This window comes from Bacillus sp. GBSW19, assembly GCF_002998655.1.
Classification (GTDB): Bacteria; Bacillota; Bacilli; order Bacillales; family Bacillaceae; genus Bacillus.
In genome coordinates, this window is the sequence record NZ_PVRF01000001.1 from 614,546 (window position 1) to 640,249 (window position 25,704).

Annotated in this window: 29 protein-coding genes; 28 read left to right on the forward strand and 1 reads right to left on the reverse strand. The window is 42.7% G+C overall.

Annotated elements, in window-relative coordinates; genetic code table 11:
* The first annotated feature begins 2 nt into the window (after window positions 1–2).
* The 3 genes from rpe (at window position 3) to spoVM (ending at window position 1,510) form a co-directional block, all read left to right on the forward strand.
* Window positions 3–653: a ribulose-phosphate 3-epimerase gene (gene rpe, locus C6344_RS03260; RefSeq protein WP_106038753.1), complete on the forward strand. Its 651-nt coding sequence runs from the start codon at window positions 3–5 to the stop codon at window positions 651–653.
* A gap of 60 nt (window positions 654–713) precedes the next feature.
* The gene (locus C6344_RS03265; protein WP_106072708.1) at window positions 714–1,358 is read left to right on the forward strand and encodes a thiamine diphosphokinase; all 645 of its coding nucleotides are present in this window, start codon (window positions 714–716) and stop codon (window positions 1,356–1,358) included.
* 71 nt (window positions 1,359–1,429) lie between these two features.
* Window positions 1,430–1,510, forward strand: a complete 81-nt coding sequence (gene spoVM / locus C6344_RS03270; RefSeq protein ID WP_008354550.1) for a stage V sporulation protein SpoVM — start codon at window positions 1,430–1,432, stop codon at window positions 1,508–1,510.
* Window positions 1,511–1,579: 69 nt separating this feature from the next.
* Here the strand turns inward: spoVM and rpmB are convergent, their stop codons facing one another.
* Window positions 1,580–1,768 carry a 50S ribosomal protein L28 gene (rpmB, locus tag C6344_RS03275; RefSeq protein ID WP_003212514.1) on the reverse strand — a complete coding sequence of 63 codons (189 nt, stop codon included), beginning with the start codon at window positions 1,766–1,768 and terminating at the stop codon, window positions 1,580–1,582.
* Between the two features lie 271 nt (window positions 1,769–2,039).
* On the opposite strand from rpmB, the gene C6344_RS03280 reads away from it, so the two are divergent.
* From C6344_RS03280 to C6344_RS03400, 25 genes are all read left to right on the forward strand, one after another.
* Complete coding sequence (locus C6344_RS03280; protein ID WP_003211680.1) at window positions 2,040–2,402, forward strand: Asp23/Gls24 family envelope stress response protein; 363 nt, start codon at window positions 2,040–2,042, stop codon at window positions 2,400–2,402.
* A gap of 15 nt (window positions 2,403–2,417) precedes the next feature.
* Complete coding sequence (locus C6344_RS03285) at window positions 2,418–4,091, forward strand: DAK2 domain-containing protein (RefSeq protein ID WP_106072709.1); 1,674 nt, start codon at window positions 2,418–2,420, stop codon at window positions 4,089–4,091.
* A 149-nt stretch (window positions 4,092–4,240) separates the two neighbouring features.
* On the forward strand, window positions 4,241–4,903 hold the full coding sequence (gene sdaAB, locus C6344_RS03290) for an L-serine ammonia-lyase, iron-sulfur-dependent subunit beta (protein WP_034662425.1): 663 nt from the start codon (window positions 4,241–4,243) through the stop codon (window positions 4,901–4,903).
* A 20-nt stretch (window positions 4,904–4,923) separates the two neighbouring features.
* Window positions 4,924–5,826 (forward strand): L-serine ammonia-lyase, iron-sulfur-dependent, subunit alpha, encoded by a 903-nt coding sequence (sdaAA, locus tag C6344_RS03295; protein WP_034663849.1) that lies wholly within the window; start codon window positions 4,924–4,926, stop codon window positions 5,824–5,826.
* Window positions 5,804–7,852 carry an ATP-dependent DNA helicase RecG gene (recG, locus tag C6344_RS03300; protein ID WP_106072710.1) on the forward strand — a complete coding sequence of 683 codons (2,049 nt, stop codon included), beginning with the start codon at window positions 5,804–5,806 and terminating at the stop codon, window positions 7,850–7,852. Before sdaAA ends, recG begins: the two co-directional genes overlap by 23 nt.
* A gap of 112 nt (window positions 7,853–7,964) precedes the next feature.
* Window positions 7,965–8,531 (forward strand): transcription factor FapR, encoded by a 567-nt coding sequence (fapR, locus tag C6344_RS03305; protein ID WP_024424199.1) that lies wholly within the window; start codon window positions 7,965–7,967, stop codon window positions 8,529–8,531.
* A 15-nt stretch (window positions 8,532–8,546) separates the two neighbouring features.
* Window positions 8,547–9,545, forward strand: a complete 999-nt coding sequence (plsX, locus tag C6344_RS03310) for a phosphate acyltransferase PlsX (protein ID WP_034662420.1) — start codon at window positions 8,547–8,549, stop codon at window positions 9,543–9,545.
* Window positions 9,546–9,560: 15 nt separating this feature from the next.
* A complete protein-coding gene (gene fabD, locus C6344_RS03315; RefSeq protein ID WP_066030920.1) occupies window positions 9,561–10,505 on the forward strand; it encodes an ACP S-malonyltransferase in 945 nt (314 codons plus the stop codon).
* Window positions 10,505–11,248 carry a 3-oxoacyl-[acyl-carrier-protein] reductase gene (gene fabG, locus C6344_RS03320; RefSeq protein ID WP_060596235.1) on the forward strand — a complete coding sequence of 248 codons (744 nt, stop codon included), beginning with the start codon at window positions 10,505–10,507 and terminating at the stop codon, window positions 11,246–11,248. Before fabD ends, fabG begins: the two co-directional genes overlap by 1 nt.
* A gap of 81 nt (window positions 11,249–11,329) precedes the next feature.
* Complete coding sequence (gene acpP, locus C6344_RS03325) at window positions 11,330–11,563, forward strand: acyl carrier protein (RefSeq protein ID WP_003212028.1); 234 nt, start codon at window positions 11,330–11,332, stop codon at window positions 11,561–11,563.
* 184 nt (window positions 11,564–11,747) lie between these two features.
* Window positions 11,748–12,491: a ribonuclease III gene (gene rnc / locus C6344_RS03330; RefSeq protein ID WP_060596236.1), complete on the forward strand. Its 744-nt coding sequence runs from the start codon at window positions 11,748–11,750 to the stop codon at window positions 12,489–12,491.
* Between the two features lie 105 nt (window positions 12,492–12,596).
* Entirely contained in the window at window positions 12,597–16,157 is a 3,561-nt protein-coding gene (gene smc / locus C6344_RS03335) for a chromosome segregation protein SMC (RefSeq protein WP_106072711.1), read from the forward strand.
* Window positions 16,158–16,179: 22 nt separating this feature from the next.
* Window positions 16,180–17,166, forward strand: a complete 987-nt coding sequence (gene ftsY / locus C6344_RS03340) for a signal recognition particle-docking protein FtsY (protein ID WP_060596238.1) — start codon at window positions 16,180–16,182, stop codon at window positions 17,164–17,166.
* Between the two features lie 141 nt (window positions 17,167–17,307).
* Window positions 17,308–17,640: a putative DNA-binding protein gene (locus C6344_RS03345; protein WP_012009935.1), complete on the forward strand. Its 333-nt coding sequence runs from the start codon at window positions 17,308–17,310 to the stop codon at window positions 17,638–17,640.
* Between the two features lie 13 nt (window positions 17,641–17,653).
* Entirely contained in the window at window positions 17,654–18,994 is a 1,341-nt protein-coding gene (gene ffh, locus C6344_RS03350; protein WP_066030917.1) for a signal recognition particle protein, read from the forward strand.
* 105 nt (window positions 18,995–19,099) lie between these two features.
* Window positions 19,100–19,372, forward strand: a complete 273-nt coding sequence (rpsP, locus tag C6344_RS03355) for a 30S ribosomal protein S16 (protein WP_003212139.1) — start codon at window positions 19,100–19,102, stop codon at window positions 19,370–19,372.
* Entirely contained in the window at window positions 19,372–19,617 is a 246-nt protein-coding gene (locus C6344_RS03360) for a KH domain-containing protein (protein WP_106030835.1), read from the forward strand. The genes rpsP and C6344_RS03360 overlap by 1 nt, the downstream gene beginning before the upstream one ends.
* A 103-nt stretch (window positions 19,618–19,720) precedes the next feature.
* Window positions 19,721–20,107: a YlqD family protein gene (locus C6344_RS03365; protein WP_106072712.1), complete on the forward strand. Its 387-nt coding sequence runs from the start codon at window positions 19,721–19,723 to the stop codon at window positions 20,105–20,107.
* 8 nt (window positions 20,108–20,115) lie between these two features.
* Complete coding sequence (gene rimM, locus C6344_RS03370) at window positions 20,116–20,640, forward strand: ribosome maturation factor RimM (RefSeq protein WP_060596242.1); 525 nt, start codon at window positions 20,116–20,118, stop codon at window positions 20,638–20,640.
* Window positions 20,637–21,371, forward strand: coding sequence for a tRNA (guanosine(37)-N1)-methyltransferase TrmD (trmD, locus tag C6344_RS03375; RefSeq protein WP_012009939.1), 735 nt, complete (start codon window positions 20,637–20,639; stop codon window positions 21,369–21,371). Before rimM ends, trmD begins: the two co-directional genes overlap by 4 nt.
* A 137-nt stretch (window positions 21,372–21,508) precedes the next feature.
* A complete protein-coding gene (rplS, locus tag C6344_RS03380) occupies window positions 21,509–21,856 on the forward strand; it encodes a 50S ribosomal protein L19 (protein ID WP_003212364.1) in 348 nt (115 codons plus the stop codon).
* 88 nt (window positions 21,857–21,944) lie between these two features.
* Window positions 21,945–22,793, forward strand: coding sequence for a ribosome biogenesis GTPase YlqF (gene ylqF, locus C6344_RS03385; RefSeq protein ID WP_106072713.1), 849 nt, complete (start codon window positions 21,945–21,947; stop codon window positions 22,791–22,793).
* Between the two features lie 76 nt (window positions 22,794–22,869).
* A complete protein-coding gene (locus tag C6344_RS03390; RefSeq protein WP_106072714.1) occupies window positions 22,870–23,634 on the forward strand; it encodes a ribonuclease HII in 765 nt (254 codons plus the stop codon).
* Window positions 23,635–23,661: 27 nt separating this feature from the next.
* Window positions 23,662–25,398 carry a glycosyltransferase gene (locus tag C6344_RS03395; protein WP_106072715.1) on the forward strand — a complete coding sequence of 579 codons (1,737 nt, stop codon included), beginning with the start codon at window positions 23,662–23,664 and terminating at the stop codon, window positions 25,396–25,398.
* On the forward strand, window positions 25,395–25,670 hold the full coding sequence (locus tag C6344_RS03400; protein WP_003211418.1) for a FlhB-like flagellar biosynthesis protein: 276 nt from the start codon (window positions 25,395–25,397) through the stop codon (window positions 25,668–25,670). The genes C6344_RS03395 and C6344_RS03400 overlap by 4 nt, the downstream gene beginning before the upstream one ends.
* Window positions 25,671–25,704: the final 34 nt, after the last annotated feature.

The following is a 25,704-nucleotide window of genomic DNA, read 5'->3' on the forward strand; positions in this document are numbered from 1 at the left end:
TCATGGTTTATATTGCCCCTTCCATTTTATCGGCAGATTTTGCCAATTTGGAGAAAGATATCCGTGATGTGGAACAAGGCGGTGCGGATTACATTCATATCGATGTCATGGACGGTCATTTTGTACCGAATATGACATTTGGGCCGAATGTTGTCGAAGCGATCAGACCGCATACGCGTCTTCCGCTTGATGTTCACTTAATGATTGAGCAGCCAGACCGGTATATTCCTGCATTCGCAAAAGCAGGCGCTGATATTATTTCTGTTCATGTGGAAGCTTGTCCGCACTTACACCGAACAATACAGCACATTAAAGAACAAGGTGTAAAAGCAGGGGTCGTCTTGAATCCTCACACACCTGTTTCTCACATTGAGCATGTATTAGAGGATGTGGACCTTGTGTTATTCATGACGGTAAATCCTGGTTTTGGGGGACAAGCATTTATTCCATCTGTTCTCACGAAGGTAAAAGAAGTAAAAGCACTGAGTGAACAAAAGGGCTTAACCGATTTACTGATAGAAATAGACGGTGGTGTCAATGTAGAAACTGCAAAGGATTGCAAAGAAGCAGGCGCTAATTTACTTGTAGCGGGCTCAGCGGTATACAGTAAAGACAACCGCGCAGCAGCGATCCAGGCAATTCGAGAAGCGTAAAGAAAGGAACCAAAGTCATTGTGATCTTTGGTTCTTTTTATATAGAGAGGAGCGTATATCATGCACATACATATCGTAGCCGGCGGTCCTTTTGGATACATTCCGCCACTTGAACATGAAGCATCACAGAAGGATATTCTCTGGATTGGCGTAGACCGTGGAACCCTCTTCTTACTAGAGCAAGGCATCATCCCTGCCAAAGCCTTTGGTGATTTTGACAGTGTGACAGAAGAAGAGCTTCGGGAGCTGAAAGAAAAATTGCCTGCCCTGAATGTATTTCAAGCTGAAAAGGATGAAACCGATTTAGAGCTTGCACTGAACTGGGCATTGAGTCAGCATCCAGCACATATTTACATCTACGGTATTACGGGAGGAAGGGCTGATCATTTTCTAGGAAATATCCATCTTCTTTACAAAGGGATTCAGCACAAGCAGAATATCACCCTTGTAGACAAACAAAATATCATTCAAATGTTTGAACCTGGTACATACGAAATAAAAGAAGATCAGGATAAAAAATATGTGTCGTTTCTACCCTTTGGAACACCGGTTCAAAAGCTGACATTAAAAGGTTTCAAATATCCTCTGAAAAATTGTCATATTGAGCCTGGTTCCACACTATGTATTAGTAACGAACTCATCCACTCAAATGGTACTTTTTCTTTTCATGAAGGCATATTAATAATGGTAAGAAGCAAAGATTGACCAACCTATCAATGTGGATGGCTGATTAAGCTCAATTGTGCTGCAAGCGGTACTTTTAGGAGGGGGACAAAATGAAATTTTATACAATCAAACTGCCTAGATTTCTTGGCGGCATTGTCCGTGCGATGCTTGGTTCATTTAAGAAAGATTAATGAGTAATCTCCTTTATTTCCACATAAAAACGCCTGCTACAATTAATTGTAGCAGGCGTTTACTCTTGCTTATACACGCTCAACTTTACCAGATTTCAAAGCTCGAGCTGATACATATACTCTTTTAGGCTTACCGTCCACTAGAATACGAACTTTTTGAAGGTTCGCGCCCCATGTACGTTTTGTAGAGTTCATTGCGTGAGAACGGTTGTTCCCAGCTTTTGTTTTTCTGCCTGTAATAACGCATTTACGTGCCATTTGTTTCCCTCCTAACTGCGAAAACATCATCATATTCTTCATATACGTACTTAGAGATGCCTCAAGATACTTTAATAATTTACCACAGCTTCAAGGGGTTTGCAAGGATTGTTTACTCCTCTTTCAAGAAAAATACCTTGACATCTTGATAAAAAATCGAGGCTATAGTATAAGTAGGATTGGGTCGGATTGAATGATTTCTTTTAAAAAGAAGGGTCTTATAGTAAAATAGTGATAACTCAGGGCAATTTCTCAAAAAGGGGGAACCAATGTGTCCATTGAACTTAGAACGAAATACGGACAAATTGATATATCAAATGAAGTCATTGCAATGGTGGCAGGAGGCGCTGCGATCGATTGTTATGGTATTGTTGGGATGGCGTCCAAAAATCAAATCAAGGACGGCTTGACGGATATTCTCCGCAAAGAGAACTTCAGCCGGGGTGTTCTTGTGCGTCAAAAAGAAGACCGCATTCATATTGATATGTACATCATCGTCAGCTACGGTACAAAAATATCAGAAGTCGCACATAATGTTCAAACGAAAGTCAAATATACGATTTCTCACACAGTTGGACTTTCTGTTGATTCGGTCAACATTTATGTACAAGGAGTAAGAGTTACGAACCCGTAGTAAGGAGGAAATATATTGTCTATTAGAAATCTTGATGGCCGCTCATTTGCAAAAATGATTCTTGCAGGTGCTCACCATCTTTCTCAAAACGCACAAATTGTTGATGCGTTAAATGTTTTTCCAGTGCCAGACGGAGACACGGGGACAAATATGAATTTGTCGATGACTTCAGGGGCAAAAGCAGTTGAAGAAACAAATACCGATCATATTGGGAAGGTCGGCGTGGCCTTGTCAAAAGGGCTATTGATGGGCGCAAGAGGAAACTCAGGCGTGATCCTTTCACAGCTCTTTAGAGGTTTCAGTAAACATATTGAACAAAAAGAAACGATTGATGCAAAAGAATTTGCCCTTGCCTTACAGGCAGGTGTTGATACAGCATATAAAGCCGTGATGAAACCGATTGAAGGGACCATCTTAACGGTTGCAAAGGATGCAGCAAAGAAAGCGGTTGCTGTTTCAGCGGTAGAAAATGACATTGACCGCGTTCTTGAGTTAACGATTGAGGAAGCGAGAGCATCACTTGATCGAACGCCGGATCTGCTTCCTGTTTTAAAGGAAGTGGGCGTTGTCGATAGTGGGGGTAAAGGACTTCTGTGCGTATATGAAGGTTTCCTTGCTTCATTAAGAGGAGAGGACCTCCATCTGAAAGCGGCCTCTTTGCCAACGTTAAAAGAACTTGTCAGTGCAGAGCATCATAAAAGTGCACAAAGCCATATGAACACTGAAGATATCGAATTTGGTTATTGTACTGAATTTATGGTGAAATTTGAAGAAGACAAACAGTCCTTTGATGAGAATGCCTTCAGAGAAGACTTAAGCGAATTCGGAGATTCACTTCTTGTAGTGTCTGATGAAACGCTGGCGAAAGTTCATATTCATGCAGAGCAGCCTGGAGATGTCTTATCCTATGCACAGCGCTACGGCAGCCTGATCAATATGAAAATTGAAAATATGAGAGAGCAGCATAGCTCGATTGTGAACGAAGAAAGAGAACACGCGCCCGCTGCACCAAAGGCACCTGCTGCTGAAAAACAGCGCTTTGGAGTAGTCAGTGTCGCAATGGGAGAAGGAATTGCTGACTTGTTTAAAAGTATCGGAGCTTCCGTCGTCATTGAAGGCGGACAGACGATGAACCCGAGCACAGAAGACATTGTCACAGCAATTGAAAGCGTACATGCCGAAACCGTCTTTATCTTACCTAATAATTCTAATATTGTCATGGCAGCGAAACAGGCGGCAACTGTCTCAAGTCGTGAGGTCGTTGTCATTCCGACGAAGACCGTTCCCCAAGGAATGTCGGCACTTCTTTCTCTAAATGAAGCAGCTTCAAATGAAGACAACGAAGCAGCGATGCTAGAAGCGATTGACCACGTGAAAAGCGGCCAAATTACCTTTGCAGTAAGAGATACCCAAATTGATGGTATTGATATTGCCAAAGGCGATTATATGGGTCTCTTTAACGGGAAAATTACCTTAACCGCGAAAAATCAATTAGATGCAGCAAAAGAGCTTTTGACCAAAATGGTGACAGAAGATGATGAGATTGTCACGATCATTAAAGGGGAAGATGCATCATCTGAAGAGATGGATGCGTTAGAAGCCTTTATTGAAGAAACATTTGAAGAGGTAGAAGTTGAAGTCCACGATGGAAAACAGCCGCTTTATTCATATATTTTGGCTGTTGAATAACGAAAGAAGGGCAAATAAAGCCCTTCTTCTTCTTTTGCAATTTTTTACTAGTGATTCAACGGTGAAATGAGTTGCGGGAAACGAATGAATCCATTAGTCTAAAGAAAGAACCAAACCAATATGTGAGTGGTTATGAGAGGGGAAGACCTATGAAATTTAGAAGTGTGTTTGATATTATTGGACCCGTCATGATTGGTCCATCAAGTTCGCACACAGCGGGTGCGGCTCGTATAGGAAGAGTGGCTCGCAGCTTATTTGGAAGAGAACCGAAACAAATTGTCGTTTCATTTTATGGCTCTTTTAAAGATACGTATAAAGGACACGGTACAGATGTCGCCATTATCGGCGGTGTTCTTGACTTTGATACATTTGATGAACGCATCAAAACAGCGATTGATATTGCAAAAAGCAAAGAGATCGACATTGAATTTAAAGAAGAAGATGCGGTGCCAGCGCATCCGAATACAGCAAAAGTAGAGATATCAGATGCAAATGGAAAGCTTGAATTAATCGGGATTTCCATCGGCGGTGGTAAAATTGAAATCACTGAACTGAATGGCTTTGAGCTCAGGCTTTCAGGAAATCATCCTGCCATTCTTGTGGTTCATAACGATCGCTACGGCACGATTGCAGCAGTGGCCAATGTGTTAGCGAAATTCGCCATCAACATCGGTCATATGGAAGTGGCACGTAAAGATGTCGGGCAAGAGGCTCTGATGACCATCGAAGTGGATCAAAATATTGACCCAGCTGTCCTATCAGAGCTTGAAACGCTGCCAAACATTATTCAAGTCACACAAATTGCAGAGTAACAACAAGGAGGTTATGAATGATGTTTAAAAACGTCAAAGAACTCGTGCAGCTAACAGAAGAACGGAATACCTCCATTTCAGAAATAATGATCGCGCAAGAAATGGAAGTGACAGGGAAGTCACGTGAAGATATTTTCTCCCAGATGTACCGCAACCTAGAAGTGATGGAACAGGCCGTAGAAAACGGGCTGAAAGGTGTGAAATCATTATCAGGTTTAACAGGCGGAGATGCGGTCAAGCTTCAAGCATATATCGCATCAGGCAAAACGCTGTCTGGACATACAATATTAGATGCTGTCAGTAAGGCAGTGGCAACGAATGAAGTCAATGCCGCAATGGGGACGATTTGTGCAACGCCTACAGCAGGCTCAGCAGGTGTTGTGCCGGGTACGTTATTTGCAGTAAAAGAAACATTAAAGCCAACTAAGGAACAAATGGTCAGATTCCTATTCACCTCTGGCGCATTTGGCTTTGTTGTGGCCAATAATGCGAGCATCTCTGGTGCAGCAGGCGGCTGTCAGGCAGAGGTAGGTTCAGCATCAGGTATGGCGGCAGCAGCCATTGTCGAAATGGCAGGCGGTACACCTCAGCAATCTGCTGAAGCGATGGCGATTACACTGAAAAATATGCTTGGACTTGTTTGTGACCCAGTAGCTGGACTTGTCGAGGTACCGTGCGTAAAACGAAACGCAATGGGTGCATCAAATGCGATGATCGCAGCAGATATGGCACTTGCCGGCATCACAAGCCGTATTCCATGTGATGAAGTCATTGATGCGATGTATAAAATCGGTCAAACCATGCCAACGGCACTTCGTGAAACAGCACAAGGCGGACTTGCTGCAACACCGACAGCAAGAGAGCTTGAAAAGAAGATTTTCGGAGGTGTGACCTCATCTCGTGATACAGAAACTGCAAGATAATGTCTCTGTCCTCAAAGGGATTGGAGAAGAAACCGAAAAAACACTCAATGAACTTGGAATCTATACAGTAGCCGATTTGCTTGGCTATTTTCCTTATCGATATGACGACTATGAGCTTCGTAATTTAGAAGAAGTTAAGCATGATGAACGTGTCACAATTGAAGGGAAAGTGCACAGTGAGCCCGTCCTCACCTATTATGGAAAAAAACGAAGCAGGCTGACATTCAGGCTGCTTGTCGGGCGTTTTCTCATCACAGCGATTTGCTTCAATCGCCCTTATTTAAAACGAAGCCTTGTTTTAGGTGATACAGTATCCGTCACTGGGAAATGGGATAAAAACCGTCAATCCATCATGGTGCAGGAATTTAAAAAAGGGACGCACGAGCAAGATGGCAGTATAGAGCCTGTTTATTCAGTAAAAGAAAATGTAACCGTGAAGATGATGAGGCGTTTTGTAAAACAAGCCCTGTCACTTTATGTAGACAAAGCCGAAGATCCACTGCCAAAGCAGCTTGCCTTTGCCTATAAACTCATGTCCTATCAGGAAGCGTTAAAAACCATTCATCTACCAGAAACAAGAGACTCGCTCAAGCAAGCAAGACGCCGCTTTGTGTACGAGGAATTTCTCATCTTTCAATTGAAGATGCAGGCAATCAGAAAGAAAGAGCGAGAAAAAACATCAGGCATCCAGCATCCGTTTTCCAAAGAGGCTGTTTTTGAGTTTGTTCACAGCCTGCCATTTCCGCTGACAAAGGCACAATCAAGAGTGCTTGATGAAATTATGTCTGATATGGCATCCCCGTACCGGATGAACCGTCTGCTTCAAGGGGATGTAGGCTCAGGGAAAACAGCTGTTGCAGCCATTGCGCTTTATGCCGCTCATTTATCCGGCTATCAAGGTGCATTGATGGTCCCAACAGAGATTTTGGCAGAACAGCATGCAGATTCACTTTACCAGCTGTTTGAAAAATGGGGACTGAATATCGCCCTTCTGACAAGCTCTGTGAAAGGAAAGCGCCGCAGAGAATTGCTGGAACGTCTAAAAGAGGGCGAGATTGATATATTAGTCGGTACGCATGCGCTCATTCAAGACGAAGTCGAATTTCAGCAGCTCGGTCTTGTTATCACAGATGAGCAGCACCGGTTTGGCGTAGAACAGCGAAAAAAACTAAGAAGTAAAGGGCAGGACCCAGATGTCTTGTTTATGACTGCCACACCTATTCCGCGAACACTTGCAATCACTGTCTTTGGAGAAATGGACGTATCCGTCATTGATGAATTACCAGCCGGCAGAAAACAGATCGAAACGTATTGGGTCAAGCATGACATGCTTGAGAGGATTCTTGCATTTGTGGATAAAGAGCTGAGAAAAGGAAGACAGGCGTATATTATTTGTCCGCTCATAGAAGAATCAGACAAGCTGGATGTGCAAAATGCGATCGATGTCCACAGTATGCTGACAGAGGCTTACCGCGGTAAGTGGTCGATCGGCTTAATGCACGGGAAACTGGCGAGTGACGAAAAAGATCAGGTGATGAGAGACTTTACAGCAAATGAAGTTCAAATTCTCGTTTCAACCACAGTCGTTGAAGTCGGGGTCAACGTACCGAATGCGACTATCATGGTCATTTATGATGCAGACCGCTTCGGACTGTCTCAGCTTCATCAGCTCAGAGGCCGGGTTGGACGCGGAGAGCATCAATCATTTTGTGTTTTAATGGCGGATCCAAAATCAGAAACGGGGAAAGAGCGGATGCGGATCATGTCCGAAACAACCGACGGTTTTGAGCTGTCTGAAAAGGACTTAGAACTAAGAGGACCCGGCGATTTCTTCGGTAAAAAACAAAGCGGAATGCCTGAATTTAAAGTAGCAGATATGGTTCATGACTACAGAGCGCTGGAAACCGCTAGAAAAGATGCGGCAGAACTTGTGCAATCAGACGCATTTTGGACAGACCCCGAATACAAAGAACTTCGGCAAACACTTGTAGACAGCGGGGTGCTGGGCGGAGATAAATTAAGCTGATCAAGCGCTGGAGGAATTTTCTTGTCTTTTTGAAACAAGGATTGATTTATCATCTATGAGATTATATACTACTATTAGTACCTAGTCATAAATGTACGGATGGTGTCTGCATATGAAACTAAATAAAAAAGAACGTCAAAAGCTTCTCCAGCAAACGATCAGCTCGACTCCGTTCATTACTGATGAAGAATTGGCAAGTAAATTCGGTGTAAGCATTCAAACGGTTCGTCTTGATCGTTTGGAACTGTCGATTCCTGAATTACGCGAAAGAATTAAGCATGTGGCCGAAAAGACATTAGAGGATGAAGTGAAGTCACTTCCGCTGGATGAAGTGATTGGAGAAATGATTGATGTAGAGCTTGATGACCAAGCCATTTCCATTTTAGAAGTGAGAAAAGAGCATGTATTTAGCCGAAATCAAATTGCCAGGGGACATCATCTCTTCGCCCAGGCTAATTCGCTCGCAGTAGCCGTCATCGACGATGAACTGGCGCTGACAGCAAAAGCGAATATCAGATTTACAAGGCAGGTTAAACAAGGCGAACGAGTCGTCTCAAAAGCTAAAGTAGCCTCACATGATAAAGAAAAAGGCAGAACTGTAGTTGAAGTAAACAGCTATGTCGGTGAGGAAGTTGTCTTCTCAGGTGACTTCGTCATGTATCGCTCAAAACAAAAGTAAAAGGTGGCACGTAATATGAGAATTGCAGTCGATGCAATGGGGGGAGACCATGCCCCTAAAGCCATTATTGACGGTGTGCAAAAAAGCTTAACGGCATTTTCAGATATCGAGATTACACTTGTCGGCGATGAAAACAAAATCAAACCATACATAACAAATAACGAGCGCATCACGATTTTAGATGCAAAAGAAGTCATTGAACCGACAGATGAACCAGTGCGTGCAGTTAGACGTAAAAAGGATTCATCTATGGTGAAAATGGCGCAGGAAGTATCCGAGGGACGTGCAGATGCCTGCATCTCAGCAGGAAATACTGGAGCTCTCATGACAGCAGGATTGTTTATCGTAGGCAGAATCGACGGCATAGACAGACCGGCACTTGCTCCAACACTGCCAACACTTGATGGCAGCGGGTTTTTATTACTGGATGTCGGCGCAAACGTTGATGCCAAACCAGAACACCTAATGCAATATGCCATGATGGGATCAATCTACGCAGAGCGTGTCTTTCCAAAGAGCAATCCGCGCGTTGGATTGTTAAATGTAGGAACAGAAGATAAAAAAGGTAACGATCTCACGAAAAAAACCTTTGAATTATTAAAAGCATCAGACTTGAATTTCGTAGGGAATGTGGAGTCTCGTGATTTACTAGAAGGTGTTGCTGATGTTGTTGTCACAGATGGTTTCACAGGAAATATCGCCTTGAAAACGATTGAAGGCACAGCCCTTTCTGTATTTAAAATGCTGAAAGAAACATTAACATCCAGCTTCACAGCAAAAATAGCAGCTGGCATGATGAAGCCGAAATTGATGCAGATGAAGTCTAAAATGGATTACTCCGAATATGGCGGTGCCGCTTTATTTGGTTTAAAAGCACCTGTCATTAAAGCACACGGCTCCTCTGATGAAAACGCCATTTTTCATGCAATTCGTCAGGCACGTGATATCGTAGAAAAAGACGTTTCAGCCATCATTCATCAAGAAGTCCAAAAAGAAACCACGAACGAGTCTTAATGGAGGTAAAGCAGCATGACTAAAATTGCATTTTTATTCCCTGGCCAAGGCTCTCAAAAAATTGGCATGGGAAAAGATTTATTTGACCAAGAAGCAGTATCTAAAGCTGTATTTGAAGAAGCAGACAAGACCCTCGGTTTTGACTTATCTTCGATGATTTTTGAAGGAGATGCAGAAGAACTGACGCTCACTTATAATGCGCAGCCAGCTCTTTTAACGACAAGTATCGCCATCTTAAAGAAATTTGAAGAGAGCGGAATCAAAGCAGATTACGCAGCAGGACATAGCCTTGGTGAATATACGGCCCTCGTTGCAGCAGGCGCACTTTCGTTTCAAGATGCTGTCTATGCAGTAAGAAAGCGCGGCGAATTAATGAACGAAGCTGTTCCAGCAGGAGAAGGCGCCATGGCAGCGATTCTTGGCTTAGATCAAGCGGCGCTTCTAGAAGTGACAAAAGAAGTGACAGAGAGCGGTCACCTTGTAGAACTCGCTAACCTAAACTGTCCTGGTCAAATCGTCATCTCTGGTACAGCAAAAGGTGTAGAACTAGCTTCAGAGAAAGCGAAAGAAAAAGGCGCAAAACGTGCGATTGCCCTTGAAGTGAGCGGACCTTTCCATTCTGCCTTAATGAAACCAGCCGCTGAAAAATTCACAGATGTTCTGTCAAAGCTAGACATTTCGGATGCCAAAACACCAGTGATCTCAAATGTAACAGCAGACATCGTCACATCTCGTGATGCTATTGAGACAAAGCTCATTGAACAATTGTATTCTCCTGTTCGATTTGAAGAAAGTGTGGAACGCCTCATTGATTTAGGCGTGACAACGTTTATTGAAATTGGTCCGGGCAAAGTACTTTCAGGCCTTGTGAAAAAGGTCAATCGCCGCCTGACAACCATTTCTGTTTCAGATCAGGAAACAATTGAAGCAGCTATTCAAACATTGAAGGAGGATTCTTGATGCTGACAAATAAAACAGCCGTTGTAACAGGTGCATCACGCGGGATTGGCCGTTCCATCGCGATCGATTTAGCGAAGAATGGTGCAAATGTTGTCGTCAACTATTCTGGAAACGAAGCAAAAGCAAATGAAGTCGTAGACGAAATCAAAGCACTTGGCCAGCAGGCATTTGCCGTTAAAGCTGATGTTTCAAATGCTGAAGAAGTACAAGCGCTCATGAAACAAGCAATTGACACATTTGGTTCAATTGACATCCTTGTCAATAATGCAGGGATCACAAAGGACAACCTGCTCATGAGAATGAAAGAAAATGAATGGGATGACGTCATTAACATAAACTTAAAAGGGGTCTTTAACTGTACAAAAGCCGTGACACGTCAAATGATGAAACAGCGCAGCGGAAGAATCATCAACTTGGCTTCAGTGGTTGGCGTATGTGGAAACCCTGGACAAGCAAACTATGTTGCAGCAAAAGCTGGCGTCATCGGGTTAACGAAAACAACAGCAAAAGAGCTGGCAACCCGTCATATTACAGTCAATGCAGTAGCACCAGGCTTTATTTCGACAGATATGACAGACAAGCTTGATGAGAATGTGCAGTCTGAAATGCTCAAACAAATCCCGCTTGCACGCTTTGGTGCACCTGAAGATATTAGCAACGTCGTTGTCTTTTTAGCTTCAGAAGGAGCAGGTTATATTACAGGCCAAACCATCCAAGTAGATGGCGGAATGGTTATGTCCTAAGAAATATCAAAATTTCATTAGGTTTTCTCTAGTTTTTTAAAAACGAATCAACTATAATACTTTGAGGGGAGGTGAAAGGCAATGGCAGACGTATTAGAGCGTGTATCAAAAATTATTGTAGACCGCCTTGGCGTTGATGAGGCTGACGTGAAAATGGAAGCTTCATTTAAAGAAGATTTAGGCGCTGATTCCCTTGATGTAGTTGAGCTAGTTATGGAACTTGAAGATGAGTTCGATATGGAAATTTCTGACGAAGATGCTGAAAAAATTGCAACAGTCGGTGACGCTGTGAACTACATAAATAGCCAGCAATAAGCGTAACAAAGTCCCGTCTATTTTCATGACGGGACTTTGAAAATTTATGTTAGTTTCAACACATTCAGCTGATCAATTGTCAGCCTTTTTCAGATGCTAAGGAGCAATGTTTCCTTGCATGTAGAAAGAGAGACTCCATATAATCAGTATCCTTAAAGGCGATTAAGCCTACCTGGAGGTTGCTATGCCAAAACACTATAAAGACAAACAGAAACAGAGCAAAAAACTAGAGCAATTTAGAGAGTTCCAGCAGCGCATTTCTGTACACTTTCAAAATGAAAAACTTCTATATCAAGCCTTTACGCATTCCTCTTATGTGAATGAACACCGGAAAAAGCCATACGAGGATAATGAAAGACTTGAATTTCTAGGAGATGCTGTTTTAGAATTGACGATCTCTCAATTCTTATTTGCGAAATATCCAGCGATGAGCGAGGGAGATTTAACGAAACTGAGAGCGGCAATCGTATGTGAACCGTCACTTGTGTCACTGGCACATGAGCTGTCCTTCGGAGACCTTGTTCTTTTAGGAAAAGGCGAAGAAATGACAGGCGGGAGAAAACGCCCAGCACTCTTAGCGGACGTATTCGAGGCGTTTATCGGAGCACTTTATTTAGATCAGGGGCTGGAGCCAGTGGAACGATTCCTAGTTGCCTATGTCTATCCGAAAATTAACGATGGAGCGTTCTCGCACGTCATGGACTTTAAAAGCCAGCTGCAAGAATTCGTTCAGCGCGATGGAAAAGGTGTACTGGAATACCACATCCTGCATGAAAAAGGACCAGCACATAACCGGGAATTTGAAGCAAATGTATCCCTTCGCGGAGAAGTGCTCGGAATTGGAAATGGCCGCTCTAAAAAAGAAGCAGAACAGCATGCTGCACAGGAAGCACTTGCTAAATTGCAGAAACATCATATGAACCAATAAAATCCCCCTCGTCATTCAGGGGGATTTCACTCTGTTTTCCATCATCTTTTTTCACTTCATATGGTAAGATGATAGTACTTTAAATACATAAGGAGGATCACTCTCATGTTCCTCAAACGTTTAGACGTGATAGGATTCAAATCTTTTGCACAGCGAGTGACCGTGGACTTTGTCAAAGGGGTCACAGCTGTTGTTGGACCAAACGGAAGCGGCAAAAGTAATATTACCGATGCCATCCGCTGGGTGCTTGGAGAACAATCAGCGAAAAGCCTCCGCGGAGGAAAAATGGAAGACATCATTTTTGCAGGAAGCGACTCAAGAAAAAGAGTCAATCTAGCAGAGGTGACTTTAACATTAGATAACGAAGATCACTTTTTACCGATCGATTTTCACGAAGTCAGTGTGACAAGAAGAGTCTATCGTTCAGGAGAAAGTGAATTTCTCATAAACAATCAATCTGTCCGCTTGAAGGATATTATTGATCTTTTCATGGATTCAGGTCTTGGAAAAGAAGCTTTTTCGATCATCAGCCAAGGAAAGGTAGAGGAAATTCTATCAAGCAAGGCAGAAGAGAGAAGAAGCATCTTTGAAGAAGCGGCTGGTGTTTTGAAATATAAAACAAGAAAGAAAAAAGCCGAGAATAAACTGTTTGAAACGCAGGACAACTTAAACCGAGTAGAAGATATTCTGCATGAACTAGAAGATCAAGTAGAACCATTAAGAATGCAGGCATCTATTGCAAAGGACTATTTGCAAAAAAAAGAAGAGCTTGAAAATGTCGAAATTGCCTTAACTGTCCATGACATCGAAGCACTTCATGAAAAATGGACAACACTTGGTGAAGCTGTCGAGCGCTTCAAACAAGATGAAATGAAGCAGTCCACAGATATTCAAGCAAAAGAAGCCAAAATTGAAGAGTCAAGAGACCGCATTCAAGCACTTGACGAATCAATTAATGACCTGCAAGAAGTTCTTCTTTTCACAAGTGAGGAATTAGAAAAGCTTGAAGGAAAAAAAGAAGTATTAAAAGAACGGAAAAAAAACGCAGCAGCAAACCAAGGACAGCTAGAAGAAACGCTCATTCGCTTAACTGAAAAGCAGACGCAGTTAACCGAAAAGATTCAGCAGCAGAAAATCACGCGGGACAGCCTTCAAAAAGAAGTGCAGCAGCTAAAAGATGAAGTGAAAACAAAGCAGCATCAACTGTCGCTCCATAGTGAAGATGTGGAAGGTCAAATTGAACAGCTGAAAAGCGATTATTTTGATCTGCTCAATGAACAGGCTTCCATCCGCAATGAACGTAAATTACTAGAAGAACAGCAGCGCCAAGCGGCCATGCAGCTGGAGCGGCTTACGCAAAACAACCAAAAACACATCGAAGAACGTGTGTCTGTCAAAGAAAAGAAAATAGAAGCTGAGCAGCAGCTTTCCGCACTAGAAGAAGACATACTGGGTCAGGTCAAGCGCTTTAGGGAAGCGGAACAAAAGCTTGAGCAAATGAAACGTCAATACGAGAAAAAAGAAACGGCTCTTTACCAAGCCTATCAATATGTGCAGCAGGCAAGATCAAAAAAAGAGATGCTAGAATCCATGCAGGAAGACTTTTCAGGCTTTTTCCAAGGAGTGAAAGAGGTCTTAAAGGCAAAAGAGCGTTTAGGCGGTATTCACGGTGCCATTGCAGAGCTGATTCAAACAGATCAGCAGCATGAGACAGCGATTGAAATCGCGCTAGGCGCAGCAACGCAGCACGTAGTCACAGAAAATGAAGCAGCTGCGAGACAAGCAATTGCATACTTAAAGCAGCACTCCTTTGGACGTGCGACCTTCCTGCCAATGAATGTGATCAAAGAACGAACCATTCAGCATAGGGACGTCCAAACAGCTGAGCAGCTTGCTGCATTTATCGGTGTAGCAAGTCACCTTGTTTCCTTTGATGAAAAGTATCAAAAAGTCATACAGAACTTGCTTGGAACGGTACTTATCGTTAGAGACTTAAAAGGCGCCAATGAACTGGCAAAAATGCTTGGTCATCGTTATCGCATCGTGACCCTTGATGGAGATGTCGTGAACTCCGGCGGTTCAATGACCGGTGGCGGTGTAAAGAAAAAGAACAACTCCCTTCTTTCAAGAAACCGGGAGATCGAAACATTAACAAAGCAGCTCGTTGAAATGGAAGAAAAAACAACGATCCTTGAAAAAGAAACAAAAGAAACGAAGCAATTGATTGCAGCAAACGAAAGCCAATTAAACGAACTGCGTCAACGCGGAGAAACCCTTCGAGAAAAGCAGCAAGAGCTCAAAGGGAAGCTATACGAACTGCAAGTAGCCGAAAAAAATATTAATGCTCACCTTGAACTCTATGATCAAGAAAAAGAAGAATTGCAGCAGCGTTCTACTGAACTTACAGATAAGGACAAAACGCAGGCAGCCCTTGAAGTTTCAATAGGGGAGAAACTGACCACGCTTGATCAAGAGATCAATACATTAACAAAGCGTAAGCAGACTCAAAGCTCAACGAAAGAAACCATTTCTGCCGAATTAACAGAGCTGAAAATCTCGCTGGCCAAAAAAGAGCAGTCCTTAGCGAATGAACAAGAAAAGCTTTCGAGCTTAATGGCCGAATTAGAAGAGGCTGAACAAACGCTGATGGAAACAAAAGAAGACCTGTCACTCTTAACAAGTGAAATGACGTCTAGCTCAAGCGGAGCAGAACAGCTGGAAGAAGCGGCGAAAGAGAAACTGGAAAACAAAAACAAAACAACCGCACTTATTTCAGAGCGTCGTAAACAGCGCCTGGCTCTTTCTGAAACGTTAGAATTTGCTGAACGTGAACTGAAAGAGCAAAAGCGCCTTTACAAGCAGCTCACCACAAGCTTAAAAGATGAAGAGATTAAGCTTGGCCGTATGGAAGTTGAGCTCGACAACCTCATCGCTTATTTGAACGAAGAGTATGCCCTTTCGTTTGAAGGGGCAAAAGAGATGTATCATCTGACGTTATCACCAGATGAAGCAAGAAAACGAGTGAAGCTGATCAAATTAGCCATTGAAGAGCTAGGAACAGTGAACTTAGGCAGCATTGATGAGTATGAACGAGTAAATGAACGCTATCTCTTCTTAACAGAACAGCGAAACGATCTGACAGAAGCGAAAAATACATTATTCCAAGTGATCGAAGAAATGGATCAAGAGATGACAAAGCGCTTCTCTGAAACATTCTCGCAAATTCGCGGGCATTTTGAATCAGTTTTCCAAGCGTTATTTGGCGGCGGAAGAGCAGATCTTAAGCTGACAGATCCAAACGATTTACTAAACTCTGGCGTTGATATTGTCGCGCAGCCGCCAGGGAAAAAACTGCAAAACTTAAGCCTGCTTTCAGGCGGAGAGAGAGCATTAACAGCGATTGCTTTACTATTCTCTATTTTAAAAGTCAGACCTGTTCCATTCTGCGTGTTAGATGAGGTCGAAGCGGCGCTTGATGAAGCAAATGTTTTCCGCTTTGCGCAATATTTAAAGAAATACAGCCAGGAAACACAGTTCATTGTCATTACGCACCGTAAAGGAACAATGGAAGAAGCAGATGTGCTCTACGGCGTTACTATGCAGGAGTCAGGTGTTTCTAAGCTTGTATCCGTCAAACTAGAAGAAACGAAAGAGCTTGTCCAGTAATTAAAGGAGGTTTTTGAACCAAATGAGCTTTTTTAAGAAATTAAAAGAAAAATTTACGCAGCAAACCGATTCAGTATCAGAAAAGTTTAAAGATGGACTTGAAAAAACGAGAAACTCCTTTCAAGGAAGAGTAAACGAACTAATTTCTCGCTACCGTAAAGTCGATGAAGACTTTTTTGAAGAATTAGAAGAGGTTCTGATCGGCGCGGATGTCGGTTTCACAACGGTGATGGAACTGATTGATGAGCTGAAAAAAGAAGTGAAACTAAGAAACATTCAAGACCCAAGTGAAGTACAATCGGTCATCTCTGAAAAACTGGTTGAAATCTACAATAGCGGAGAGGAACAAATCTCTGCGCTGAACATCGAAGAGGGCCGATTAAATATCATTTTATTTGTAGGTGTCAATGGCGTTGGGAAAACAACGACTATCGGCAAACTTGCGAATAAGCTGAAAAATGAAGGGAAATCCGTCATTTTAGCAGCAGGTGATACGTTCCGTGCCGGTGCGATTGAGCAGCTTGAAGTATGGGGAGAGCGTTCAGGTGTCCCTGTTGTCAAACAGACGGCTGGCTCTGACCCTGCAGCGGTGATCTATGATGCCGTTCAATCAGCAAAAGCGAAAAATGCGGATGTACTCATCTGTGATACAGCAGGACGACTGCAAAACAAAGTCAACTTGATGAAAGAGCTAGAGAAGGTCAAGAGAGTTATTGAACGCGAGGTTCCAGATGCACCGCATGAAGTACTGCTCGCTCTTGATGCAACAACCGGTCAAAATGCGATGGCACAAGCGAAGGAATTTTCTAAAGCGACGAATGTGACAGGAATTGCTTTAACAAAGCTTGACGGGACTGCAAAAGGCGGGATTGTCCTTGCAATTCGAAATGAGCTGAACATCCCCGTGAAGCTTGTCGGTTTAGGTGAAAAGGTAGACGATCTGCAAGAATTCGATGCAGAATCGTATGTGTATGGATTATTCTCAGACGTGATTGATCAAGAGGACTAACAAAAATGCCGGCAAAACTGCTGGCATTTTTATTTATACGCCGCTTTATGGAGTGACAAGATAAAAACTTGACACACAGTAGAGAACCGTGTAAACTTAGTTGATGTAAAGGGAATGAACTTAACAAAGGGGAGAGAGCCCATGACGCTTGAAAAAACAACGAGAATGAACTACTTGTTTGACTTCTATCAATCGTTGTTAACCGCAAAGCAAAAGAGCTACATGTCGCTTTACTACCTAGACGATTTTTCCCTCGGTGAAATTGCGGATGAATATGAAGTATCAAGACAGGCTGTTTATGATAATATTAAACGGACTGAAGCGATGCTTGAACAATATGAAGAAAAGCTGCTCTTGTTTAAGAAATTTAAAGAGCGTAAAGAACTTCTCAAAAAAATGAGAGAGCTCGTAGCAGATTCCGCTCAGACGGAAGAAGCAGAAGCTTTAATTGAATCGCTTGAGAAATTAGATTAGGAGGCGGCACAGTATGGCATTTGAAGGATTAGCCGACCGACTGCAGCAGACGATTTCAAAAATCCGCGGCAAAGGAAAAGTGTCAGAGCAAGATGTAAAAGAAATGATGCGCGAGGTACGCCTTGCCCTTCTTGAAGCTGACGTCAATTTTAAAGTAGTCAAAGACTTTGTGAAAAAAGTAAGCGAGCGGGCAGTTGGACAAGAGGTGATGAAAAGCCTTACCCCTGGACAACAGGTCATTAAAGTTGTAAAAGAAGAACTCACTGAATTAATGGGTGGGGAAGAGAGTAAAATCGCTGTAGCGAAAAAATCTCCGACAGTCATTATGATGGTTGGTCTTCAAGGGGCAGGTAAAACAACCACAACTGGGAAGCTTGCCAATTTACTTCGCAAAAAACATAATCGCAAGCCGATGATGGTGGCTGCAGATATTTACAGACCAGCAGCGATCCAGCAGCTTCAAACGCTGGGGAAACAGCTTGATATGCCTGTGTTTTCATTAGGTGATCAAGTCAGCCCTGTCGACATTGCCAAACAGGCAATCGAAAAAGCGAAAGAAGAACACCACGATTATGTCATTTTAGATACAGCAGGACGCCTTCATATCGATGAAGAATTGATGGATGAACTTCAGAAAGTAAAAGAAGTAGCGAGTCCAGAAGAAATTTTCCTTGTTGTTGACTCTATGACAGGTCAAGATGCTGTCAATGTAGCAAAAAGCTTTAATGAACAGCTTGGTTTAACAGGTGTCGTTCTAACGAAACTAGACGGGGATACACGAGGCGGGGCAGCACTTTCCATTCGAGCTGTCACCAATACGCCGATTAAATTCGCCGCACTAGGAGAAAAGCTGGATGCGATTGAACCATTCCACCCGGAGCGGATGGCATCAAGAATTCTTGGCATGGGAGATGTGCTTACACTTATTGAAAAAGCACAGGCAAACGTTGACCAAGATAAAGCGAAAGAGCTTGAACAAAAAATGCGGACCATGAGCTTTACGCTCGATGATTTCCTCGAGCAGCTTGGGCAAGTTCGTAATATGGGTCCACTTGATGAATTGATCCAAATGATGCCGGGAGCCGGTAAAATGAAAGGGCTCAAAAACGTCCAAGTAGACGAAAAGCAGCTCAATCACATCGAAGCGATCATTAAATCAATGACGACCGAGGAAAAAGAACAGCCAGAGGTCATCAATGCAAGCCGAAGAAAACGGATTGCAAAAGGAAGCGGAACATCTGTACAGGAAGTCAATCGCCTTTTAAAGCAATTTGACGAAATGAAAAAGATGATGAAGCAAATGACCAACATGTCCAAAGGGAAGAAAAAAGGCTTTAAATTACCATTTATGTAATTGGTTATACATGATAAAACCGTTGTTAAGAAAAAACACTTTACAAACCCTTTTATCATTGTTAATATACTATCTTGTTGAAATATTTTCGGAGGTGCTAGTAAAATGGCAGTAAAAATTCGTTTAAAACGTATGGGATCAAAAAGATCTCCTTTCTATCGTATTGTTGTAGCAGATTCTCGTTCACCACGTGACGGTCGTTTCATCGAAACAGTTGGAACATACAATCCAGTGTTATCACCAGCTGAGGTGAAAATCAACGAAGAATTAGCGCTTAAATGGCTTCAAAATGGTGCGAAACCATCTGATACAGTTCGCAACCTTTTCTCAAGCCAAGGAATTCTTGAAAAATTTCATAATGCGAAAAACAGCAAATAATGAATGAGCTGTCCTTGGAAGAATTGATTGTGTCCATCGTCGAGCCACTTGTTGATTTCCCTGAAGATATTCACATATCTTCATTAGAAAAAGATGAGCAAGTGATTTACACACTGTCTGTCAATGCTGAAGATACCGGAAAAGTGATCGGAAAGCAGGGACGTACAGCAAAAGCGATACGAACAGTCATGTTTGCAGCAAGTGCAGAGTCTTCTAAGAAAGTTCAACTTGAGATTGCTGACTAAAAAGGGAGAGGGCTTAGGACCTCCCCTTTTTTTACACGTTTAAATCTATTTTTCGTTATACTGTAGAGGACAAATGCCTTCGGATAGGGGGACAAAAAGGAAGATGCAGATCATTCAACATGTCACCGTCATGCAAGTATTAACTGAAAGCAGTAAGGACAAACTGTTAACGACTTTTTTGGAGAAAAAAGAAAGACTAGAACGTGAGTGCAATCAACTATATTTTCAACTGAAAAAACATGAAAAAGAACCACATCAGCAAGAAGCCATCCCTCAATTTCAAAAAGCCATCGATAAACGGCAGGAGAAGATCCAGCAAATTGACTTTCAAGTAGAACAGCTGCATATTTTGCCGCTTGGGAGTGAATTGAAAGAGACAGAAGTGGATGCGCTGGTTGAAGTGAAAATAGGTGATAAATGGGATGACAAGATGCAAGATAATGTCATCGTCGTGAAAGACGGCACCATTGTGGAAATACGTCAGGGGTGATTGAGAACATGGAACAAGAATGGTTAAATGTTGGAAAGATTGTTAATACACACGGAGTTCGCGGAGAAGTACGCGTCGTGTCAAAGACAGATTTCCCAGAAGAGCGATACAAAAAAGGAAGCGTCCTCTATATTTTTAAGCAAGGTCAAGGGGAGCCGCTGAAAGTCACTGTCGCATCACATAGGCAGCACAAACAGTTTGATTTGCTCACATTTGAAGAAATTAGCTCATTAAATGAAGCAGAGCTATTGAAAGAATCAATCTTAAAAGTAGAAAAAGAACATCTCGGCTCTTTAGATGAAGGAGAGTTTTATTTCCACCAAATCATTGGCTGTGAAGTATACGATGAAGATGATCAGCTTGTCGGTCAAATCAAAGAGATTTTAACACCAGGGGCAAATGATGTCTGGGTTGTCGGAAGAAAAGGTAAAAAAGATGCCTTGATTCCTTATATCCCATCTGTCGTCAAAAAGATCGATATCTCATCCAAAACCATACACATTGAAGTGATGGAAGGACTCATTGACGAATGAAAATCGACTTCTTAACACTTTTTCCTGAAATGTTCGAAGGTGTGCTCCACTCATCGATCTTAAAAAAGGCACAGGAGAAAGAAGCTGTCTCATTCAATGTTGTCAATTTTAGAGAGTATTCGGATCATAAGCATAAAACAGTAGATGACTATCCGTATGGCGGCGGTGCTGGTATGGTACTGAAAGCACAGCCCGTATTCGATGCGGTAGAAGATTTGACGAACAAAGCAAGCAAGAAGCCCCGAATTATTCTTGTCTGTCCTCAAGGAGAAAGATATACGCAAAAGAAGGCAGAGGAACTTGCAAAAGAAGAACACCTTATGTTCATTTGCGGCCATTATGAAGGCTACGATGAGCGCATCAGGGAGCATCTTGTCACAGATGAAATCTCAATCGGAGATTTCGTTCTCACAGGCGGAGAGCTGCCAGCGATGATGATTGCAGACAGTGTGGTCAGGCTTTTGCCTCATGTGCTTGGAAAAGAAGCGTCTCACATTGAAGATTCATTTAGTACAGGTCTGCTAGAGCATCCTCACTATACAAGACCAGCCGATTATAAAGGACTAAAAGTGCCGGATGTGCTCCTTTCTGGAAATCATGCCAAAATAGAAGAGTGGCGGCGCAAAGAATCTTTGAAGCGAACTTATACAAGACGGCCAGATTTGATCGATTCTTGCAAAACGTTAACAGAAGAAGAAAAAAGATGGCTTTGGCAGCTTCATAATGACTAGATTGTATTGCACACTGCATATAGGTATGGTATGATACTACTTGTGACTTGGACGGCTTGCCGATTCAAGTTTGAAAACGATGTTCCGCTGCAATGAAGAAAGAGGACATGAGCATCTGTTGGAAGGAGTTGAAAACGATGCAACATTTGATTGAAGAAATCACAAAAGAACAATTACGCACTGATCTTCCTGCGTTCCGTCCTGGTGACACTTTACGTGTACACGTTAAAGTTGTCGAGGGTACTCGTGAGCGTATCCAGATCTTTGAAGGTGTTGTAATTAAGCGTCGTGGTGGTGGAATCAGCGAAACTTTCACAGTTCGTAAGATTTCTTACGGTGTAGGCGTTGAGCGTACATTCCCTGTACACACACCAAAAATCGCTAACATCGAAGTTGTACGTCACGGTAAGGTACGTCGTGCGAAACTTTACTACCTACGTGAACTTCGCGGTAAAGCGGCTCGTATCAAAGAAATCAGACGATAATGATATCAAAAGAAAGAGCTTGTTACCTGTAACAGGCTCTTTTTTTGTACAATGTATAGAGATAATCGATAGAAGAGAAGGTGCACATATGACGATTCAATGGTTTCCAGGCCATATGGCAAAAGCAAGACGTGAAGTCACAGAAAAATTAAAGCTCATCGACATCGTATTTGAATTAACCGATGCTAGAATTCCGATGTCCTCTAGAAACCCAATGATCGAAGAAATCCTTCAGAACAAACCCAAAATCTTGCTATTAAACAAAGCAGATAAAGCGGATCCTCGTGTGACAAAGGAGTGGCAGGCGCACTTTGAGCAGCAAGGTGTTCGGTCACTTGCTATTAACTCTGTCGATGGACAAGGGTTAAATCAGATCATCACAACTTCAAAAGAAATCTTAAAAGAAAAATTCGACCGCATGAAAGCAAAAGGTGTCAAACCGCGTGCAATCCGGGCGCTGATTATCGGAATTCCCAACGTCGGGAAATCGACCTTAATCAATCGTTTAGCGAAAAAGAACATTGCCAAAACAGGAGACCGGCCTGGTATTACCACCTCACAGCAATGGGTGAAGGTAGGTAAAGAACTTGAACTGCTTGATACACCTGGAATCCTCTGGCCTAAGTTTGAAGATGAGCAAGTAGGACTCAGGCTAGCGGTGACTGGAGCGATCAAAGATTCTATCATCAACTTACAGGATGTCGCTGTGTATGGACTTCGCTTTCTAGAAGAGAACTATCCAGAGCGATTAAAAAAACGCTATGACCTGGCGGAGATCCCTGAAGATACGGTTGAGCTGTTTGATGCAATAGGTACAAAGCGCGGCTGTCTCATGAGCGGTGGATTTATTAATTACGACAAAACCACCGAAATCATTATTCGGGATATTCGAACAGAAAAATTTGGTCCCCTCACTTTTGAGAAGCCTGAAAGCTAAAAGACACGCAGCTCATGCGGGTCTTTATTTTTTGCGGAAAACTGCCGATATAAAGAAGGAGGCTGACGAAAAGCTGATGTACACGGTGAAACAAATAAAAAAACTGATAGAAAAGCATTCGCAAGACGAGTCATACATTCGTGAGCTGGTAAAAGATGATACGAGAAAAAGTGTCCAAAAACTGATAGAGAAGTGGCACAAAGAGAGAGAAAAGCAGCAGCAACTTCGTGCAGCATGGAATGAAATGCTGCAATTTGAAAACAAAGCTAAGGCGCAGGGATACACATGTATTGCTGGAATAGATGAAGCAGGAAGAGGACCGCTGGCAGGCCCCGTTGTCGCAGCAGCTGTCATATTAAAGGAAGACACAGTCCTGCTCGGTTTAAACGACTCAAAGCAATTATCTGAGAAAAAAAGATTGGCGTATTATGACCTGATCCAAAAAGAAGCACTTGATATCGGAATCGGCATTGTTGATGCGGCTACGATTGATGAAATCAATATTTACGAGGCATCAAGACTGGCGATGGTGAGAGCGGTGGAGCAGTTAACTCATATACCTGATTATCTACTCATAGATGCCATGACGCTCCCGCTTCCTATTCACCAAGAGAATATCATCAAAGGAGATGCAAAAAGTGCGTCCATCGCAGCTGGTGCATGTATTGCAAAAGTGACAAGGGATCAGATGATGGAAGAATACGGGCGTAAGTACCCTGAGTATCAATTTGAAAAACATAAAGGGTACGGAACAAAAGAGCATCTGGCTGCCATTCAAACACATGGAGCTGCCCCAATCCATCGATTATCGTTTGCGCCAGTGAAATCCGTTATATCATAAATTTTTGACCTAAGGAGGCTGCCTGTGATGACAAGAGTTGAGGACATACATACAGCACTGAATAGCCGGTTAAGTGCGGCAGAATCTGTTACATTAAACACCGAAGGAAAGGAAAATGTGCATCGGCTGATTCTCGGTAAAGTACTGAAAATGCTTGGAGATGATACAGCCCTTGTTCAAATAGGCTCAACAAAAATAAAAGCACAGCTAGCGGCTCAGCTCAAAGCAGACGCATTTTATTGGTTCCAATTTGAACAAGAGGGTGGAGGCAGCCTCAATAAACTAAGGCCAGTACAGCAATTTGATCAAGACCCTAAGACATTAAAGGATGCAGCTGCCAAACTATTAGAAGGTCTCTCACTTAAAAACGGACTTGAAAACATCCTAACAGCCACAGCTTTTTTAAAAGAAAAATCCGTTATCAACGAAGCAGAGTTAAAAACGGCAGTGAAGTGGATCGAACAGCTTCAAGGAGCTGATGTGAAAAAAGGTCTTCAGGCACTCCTATTTGCTTTAAAAAAAGACTTGCCGATCCAGGAAGGAGTGCTTCAATCAATTTTAGCCGTGAAATCATCCTCTGCTCTTCATCAGGATATGACAGCGTTGCTAGAACGATTAACACAGCTCCCGAAGCACTCAGACGCCACACAGGCCCTTACACAAGCCATTCGATCAGTCATAGATGCTGAGACGAACGTCCATGCAGAAAAGCTCTTATCGGTCCTTCTAGCAGCGAGAGAAGGGGCGGCGAAGCAAGGAGGCAGTCTACCTGTAACGCCTCAGCCCAATCTGTCTCAGCCAAAAGAAAATAGCCAAACTCCAATCGCTCAAGAGCGTCAGACGACCCAAGTTCTTCAAACTAACGTGCAGCAGTCAACAAGTCCAAAAGAGCTGCAAATCCCGCTTCAGCAAATTGAGCGGATAATGGCAAGTTTGACGAAGCAAGGTGCAGACGGGCAGCAAGAGCCTAGCTTAAAACAGCTCACGTCATTGCTGCAAGGGCTTCAGCAGGCAGGATCTCAGCCTGACGCAAAAGCATCCGTGCTTCAAAAAGAATTTCCGTTCCTGTCAAAAACAGAGGCGAAAGCATTGGCTCAGGTGGTGCAGCAGACGGAACCCGCATTAAGCAATAAAACCGATGTGCTCGATTTACTCATGACGATGAAAAAGGCAATAGGTGTACGAGATGAAATCGGTATGCTGAAACTACTCGAAAAAGGCAGCCAGGATGTAAAAAGTCAGGAGCTTCACCAATTAAAGCTCGTCTTAAATGATGTGAGGCAGGCTGATTTACCAGAACCCGTAAAAAAAGAAGTCGATCAATTGTTTCATAGATTGAACGGGCAGTTATTTGTGCAGCAGGAGAACCAAACCATCAGCCAAATGATGGTCTCTTATCCGCTCTTTTCAAAACATAGTGTTCAAGATTTAACCTTTATTCTAAAAGGACATAAGAAAAAAGATGGCTCTATTGATATTTCTCAGTGCCGTCTCATGTTTTACTTAAACATGGAAAACCTCGAAGAGACATTAATCGACTGTACGATTCAGCAAAAGGTCATGTCAATTACAGTTGAAACCGGTCATGAACTTCAAGGAACCATTAATCCGATGATTCCAGCTGTTCGGGAGAATTTAAATGCCTTAGGATACAGTCTAACGGGAATTACAGCAAAGAAGAGACAAGAGCCAGTAGATCCGTCTCACTTTCTAGATGAACACTTTCATAAAATCAGCGAGAAAGGGCTGGACTTACGAGTATGAAGGATTCAAAACCGCTTAGAAGGGCGGTCGCTCTACATTATGATGAAGAAAAACAAAAGGCGCCAAAAGTCGTCGCAACAGGGAGCGGCTATGTGGCAGACCATATTATTGAAGAAGCAAAAAAGTCGGGAGTTCCTATCCAAGAAGACCGTAATTTAGTCGAACTCATGCGCCATTTAACACTTGATGAGGAGATCCCTGAAGCGTTATACGATACTGTAGCAGAAATATTTTCGTTTATCTATAGGTTAGATCAAAAAATGAAAAAATAAGGAAAAATAAGTGATTTGGCTGAAAAATTTATAT

What these genes read in the sequence shown, in the direction of transcription:
- rpe (WP_106038753.1), top strand. Translation starts at nt 3, where the DNA reads ATGGTTTATATTGCCCCTTCCATTTTATCGGCAGATTTTGCCAATTTG.
- C6344_RS03265 (WP_106072708.1), top strand. Translation starts at nt 714, where the DNA reads ATGCACATACATATCGTAGCCGGCGGTCCTTTTGGATACATTCCGCCA.
- spoVM (WP_008354550.1), top strand. Translation starts at nt 1,430, where the DNA reads ATGAAATTTTATACAATCAAACTGCCTAGATTTCTTGGCGGCATTGTC.
- rpmB (WP_003212514.1), bottom strand. Translation starts at nt 1,768, where the DNA reads ATGGCACGTAAATGCGTTATTACAGGCAGAAAAACAAAAGCTGGGAAC.
- sdaAB (WP_034662425.1), top strand. Translation starts at nt 4,241, where the DNA reads ATGAAATTTAGAAGTGTGTTTGATATTATTGGACCCGTCATGATTGGT.
- sdaAA (WP_034663849.1), top strand. Translation starts at nt 4,924, where the DNA reads ATGTTTAAAAACGTCAAAGAACTCGTGCAGCTAACAGAAGAACGGAAT.
- fapR (WP_024424199.1), top strand. Translation starts at nt 7,965, where the DNA reads ATGAAACTAAATAAAAAAGAACGTCAAAAGCTTCTCCAGCAAACGATC.
- plsX (WP_034662420.1), top strand. Translation starts at nt 8,547, where the DNA reads ATGAGAATTGCAGTCGATGCAATGGGGGGAGACCATGCCCCTAAAGCC.
- fabD (WP_066030920.1), top strand. Translation starts at nt 9,561, where the DNA reads ATGACTAAAATTGCATTTTTATTCCCTGGCCAAGGCTCTCAAAAAATT.
- fabG (WP_060596235.1), top strand. Translation starts at nt 10,505, where the DNA reads ATGCTGACAAATAAAACAGCCGTTGTAACAGGTGCATCACGCGGGATT.
- acpP (WP_003212028.1), top strand. Translation starts at nt 11,330, where the DNA reads ATGGCAGACGTATTAGAGCGTGTATCAAAAATTATTGTAGACCGCCTT.
- rnc (WP_060596236.1), top strand. Translation starts at nt 11,748, where the DNA reads ATGCCAAAACACTATAAAGACAAACAGAAACAGAGCAAAAAACTAGAG.
- smc (WP_106072711.1), top strand. Translation starts at nt 12,597, where the DNA reads ATGTTCCTCAAACGTTTAGACGTGATAGGATTCAAATCTTTTGCACAG.
- ftsY (WP_060596238.1), top strand. Translation starts at nt 16,180, where the DNA reads ATGAGCTTTTTTAAGAAATTAAAAGAAAAATTTACGCAGCAAACCGAT.
- C6344_RS03345 (WP_012009935.1), top strand. Translation starts at nt 17,308, where the DNA reads ATGACGCTTGAAAAAACAACGAGAATGAACTACTTGTTTGACTTCTAT.
- ffh (WP_066030917.1), top strand. Translation starts at nt 17,654, where the DNA reads ATGGCATTTGAAGGATTAGCCGACCGACTGCAGCAGACGATTTCAAAA.
- rpsP (WP_003212139.1), top strand. Translation starts at nt 19,100, where the DNA reads ATGGCAGTAAAAATTCGTTTAAAACGTATGGGATCAAAAAGATCTCCT.
- C6344_RS03360 (WP_106030835.1), top strand. Translation starts at nt 19,372, where the DNA reads ATGAATGAGCTGTCCTTGGAAGAATTGATTGTGTCCATCGTCGAGCCA.
- C6344_RS03365 (WP_106072712.1), top strand. Translation starts at nt 19,721, where the DNA reads ATGCAGATCATTCAACATGTCACCGTCATGCAAGTATTAACTGAAAGC.
- rimM (WP_060596242.1), top strand. Translation starts at nt 20,116, where the DNA reads ATGGAACAAGAATGGTTAAATGTTGGAAAGATTGTTAATACACACGGA.
- trmD (WP_012009939.1), top strand. Translation starts at nt 20,637, where the DNA reads ATGAAAATCGACTTCTTAACACTTTTTCCTGAAATGTTCGAAGGTGTG.
- rplS (WP_003212364.1), top strand. Translation starts at nt 21,509, where the DNA reads ATGCAACATTTGATTGAAGAAATCACAAAAGAACAATTACGCACTGAT.
- ylqF (WP_106072713.1), top strand. Translation starts at nt 21,945, where the DNA reads ATGACGATTCAATGGTTTCCAGGCCATATGGCAAAAGCAAGACGTGAA.
- C6344_RS03390 (WP_106072714.1), top strand. Translation starts at nt 22,870, where the DNA reads ATGTACACGGTGAAACAAATAAAAAAACTGATAGAAAAGCATTCGCAA.
- C6344_RS03395 (WP_106072715.1), top strand. Translation starts at nt 23,662, where the DNA reads ATGACAAGAGTTGAGGACATACATACAGCACTGAATAGCCGGTTAAGT.
- C6344_RS03400 (WP_003211418.1), top strand. Translation starts at nt 25,395, where the DNA reads ATGAAGGATTCAAAACCGCTTAGAAGGGCGGTCGCTCTACATTATGAT.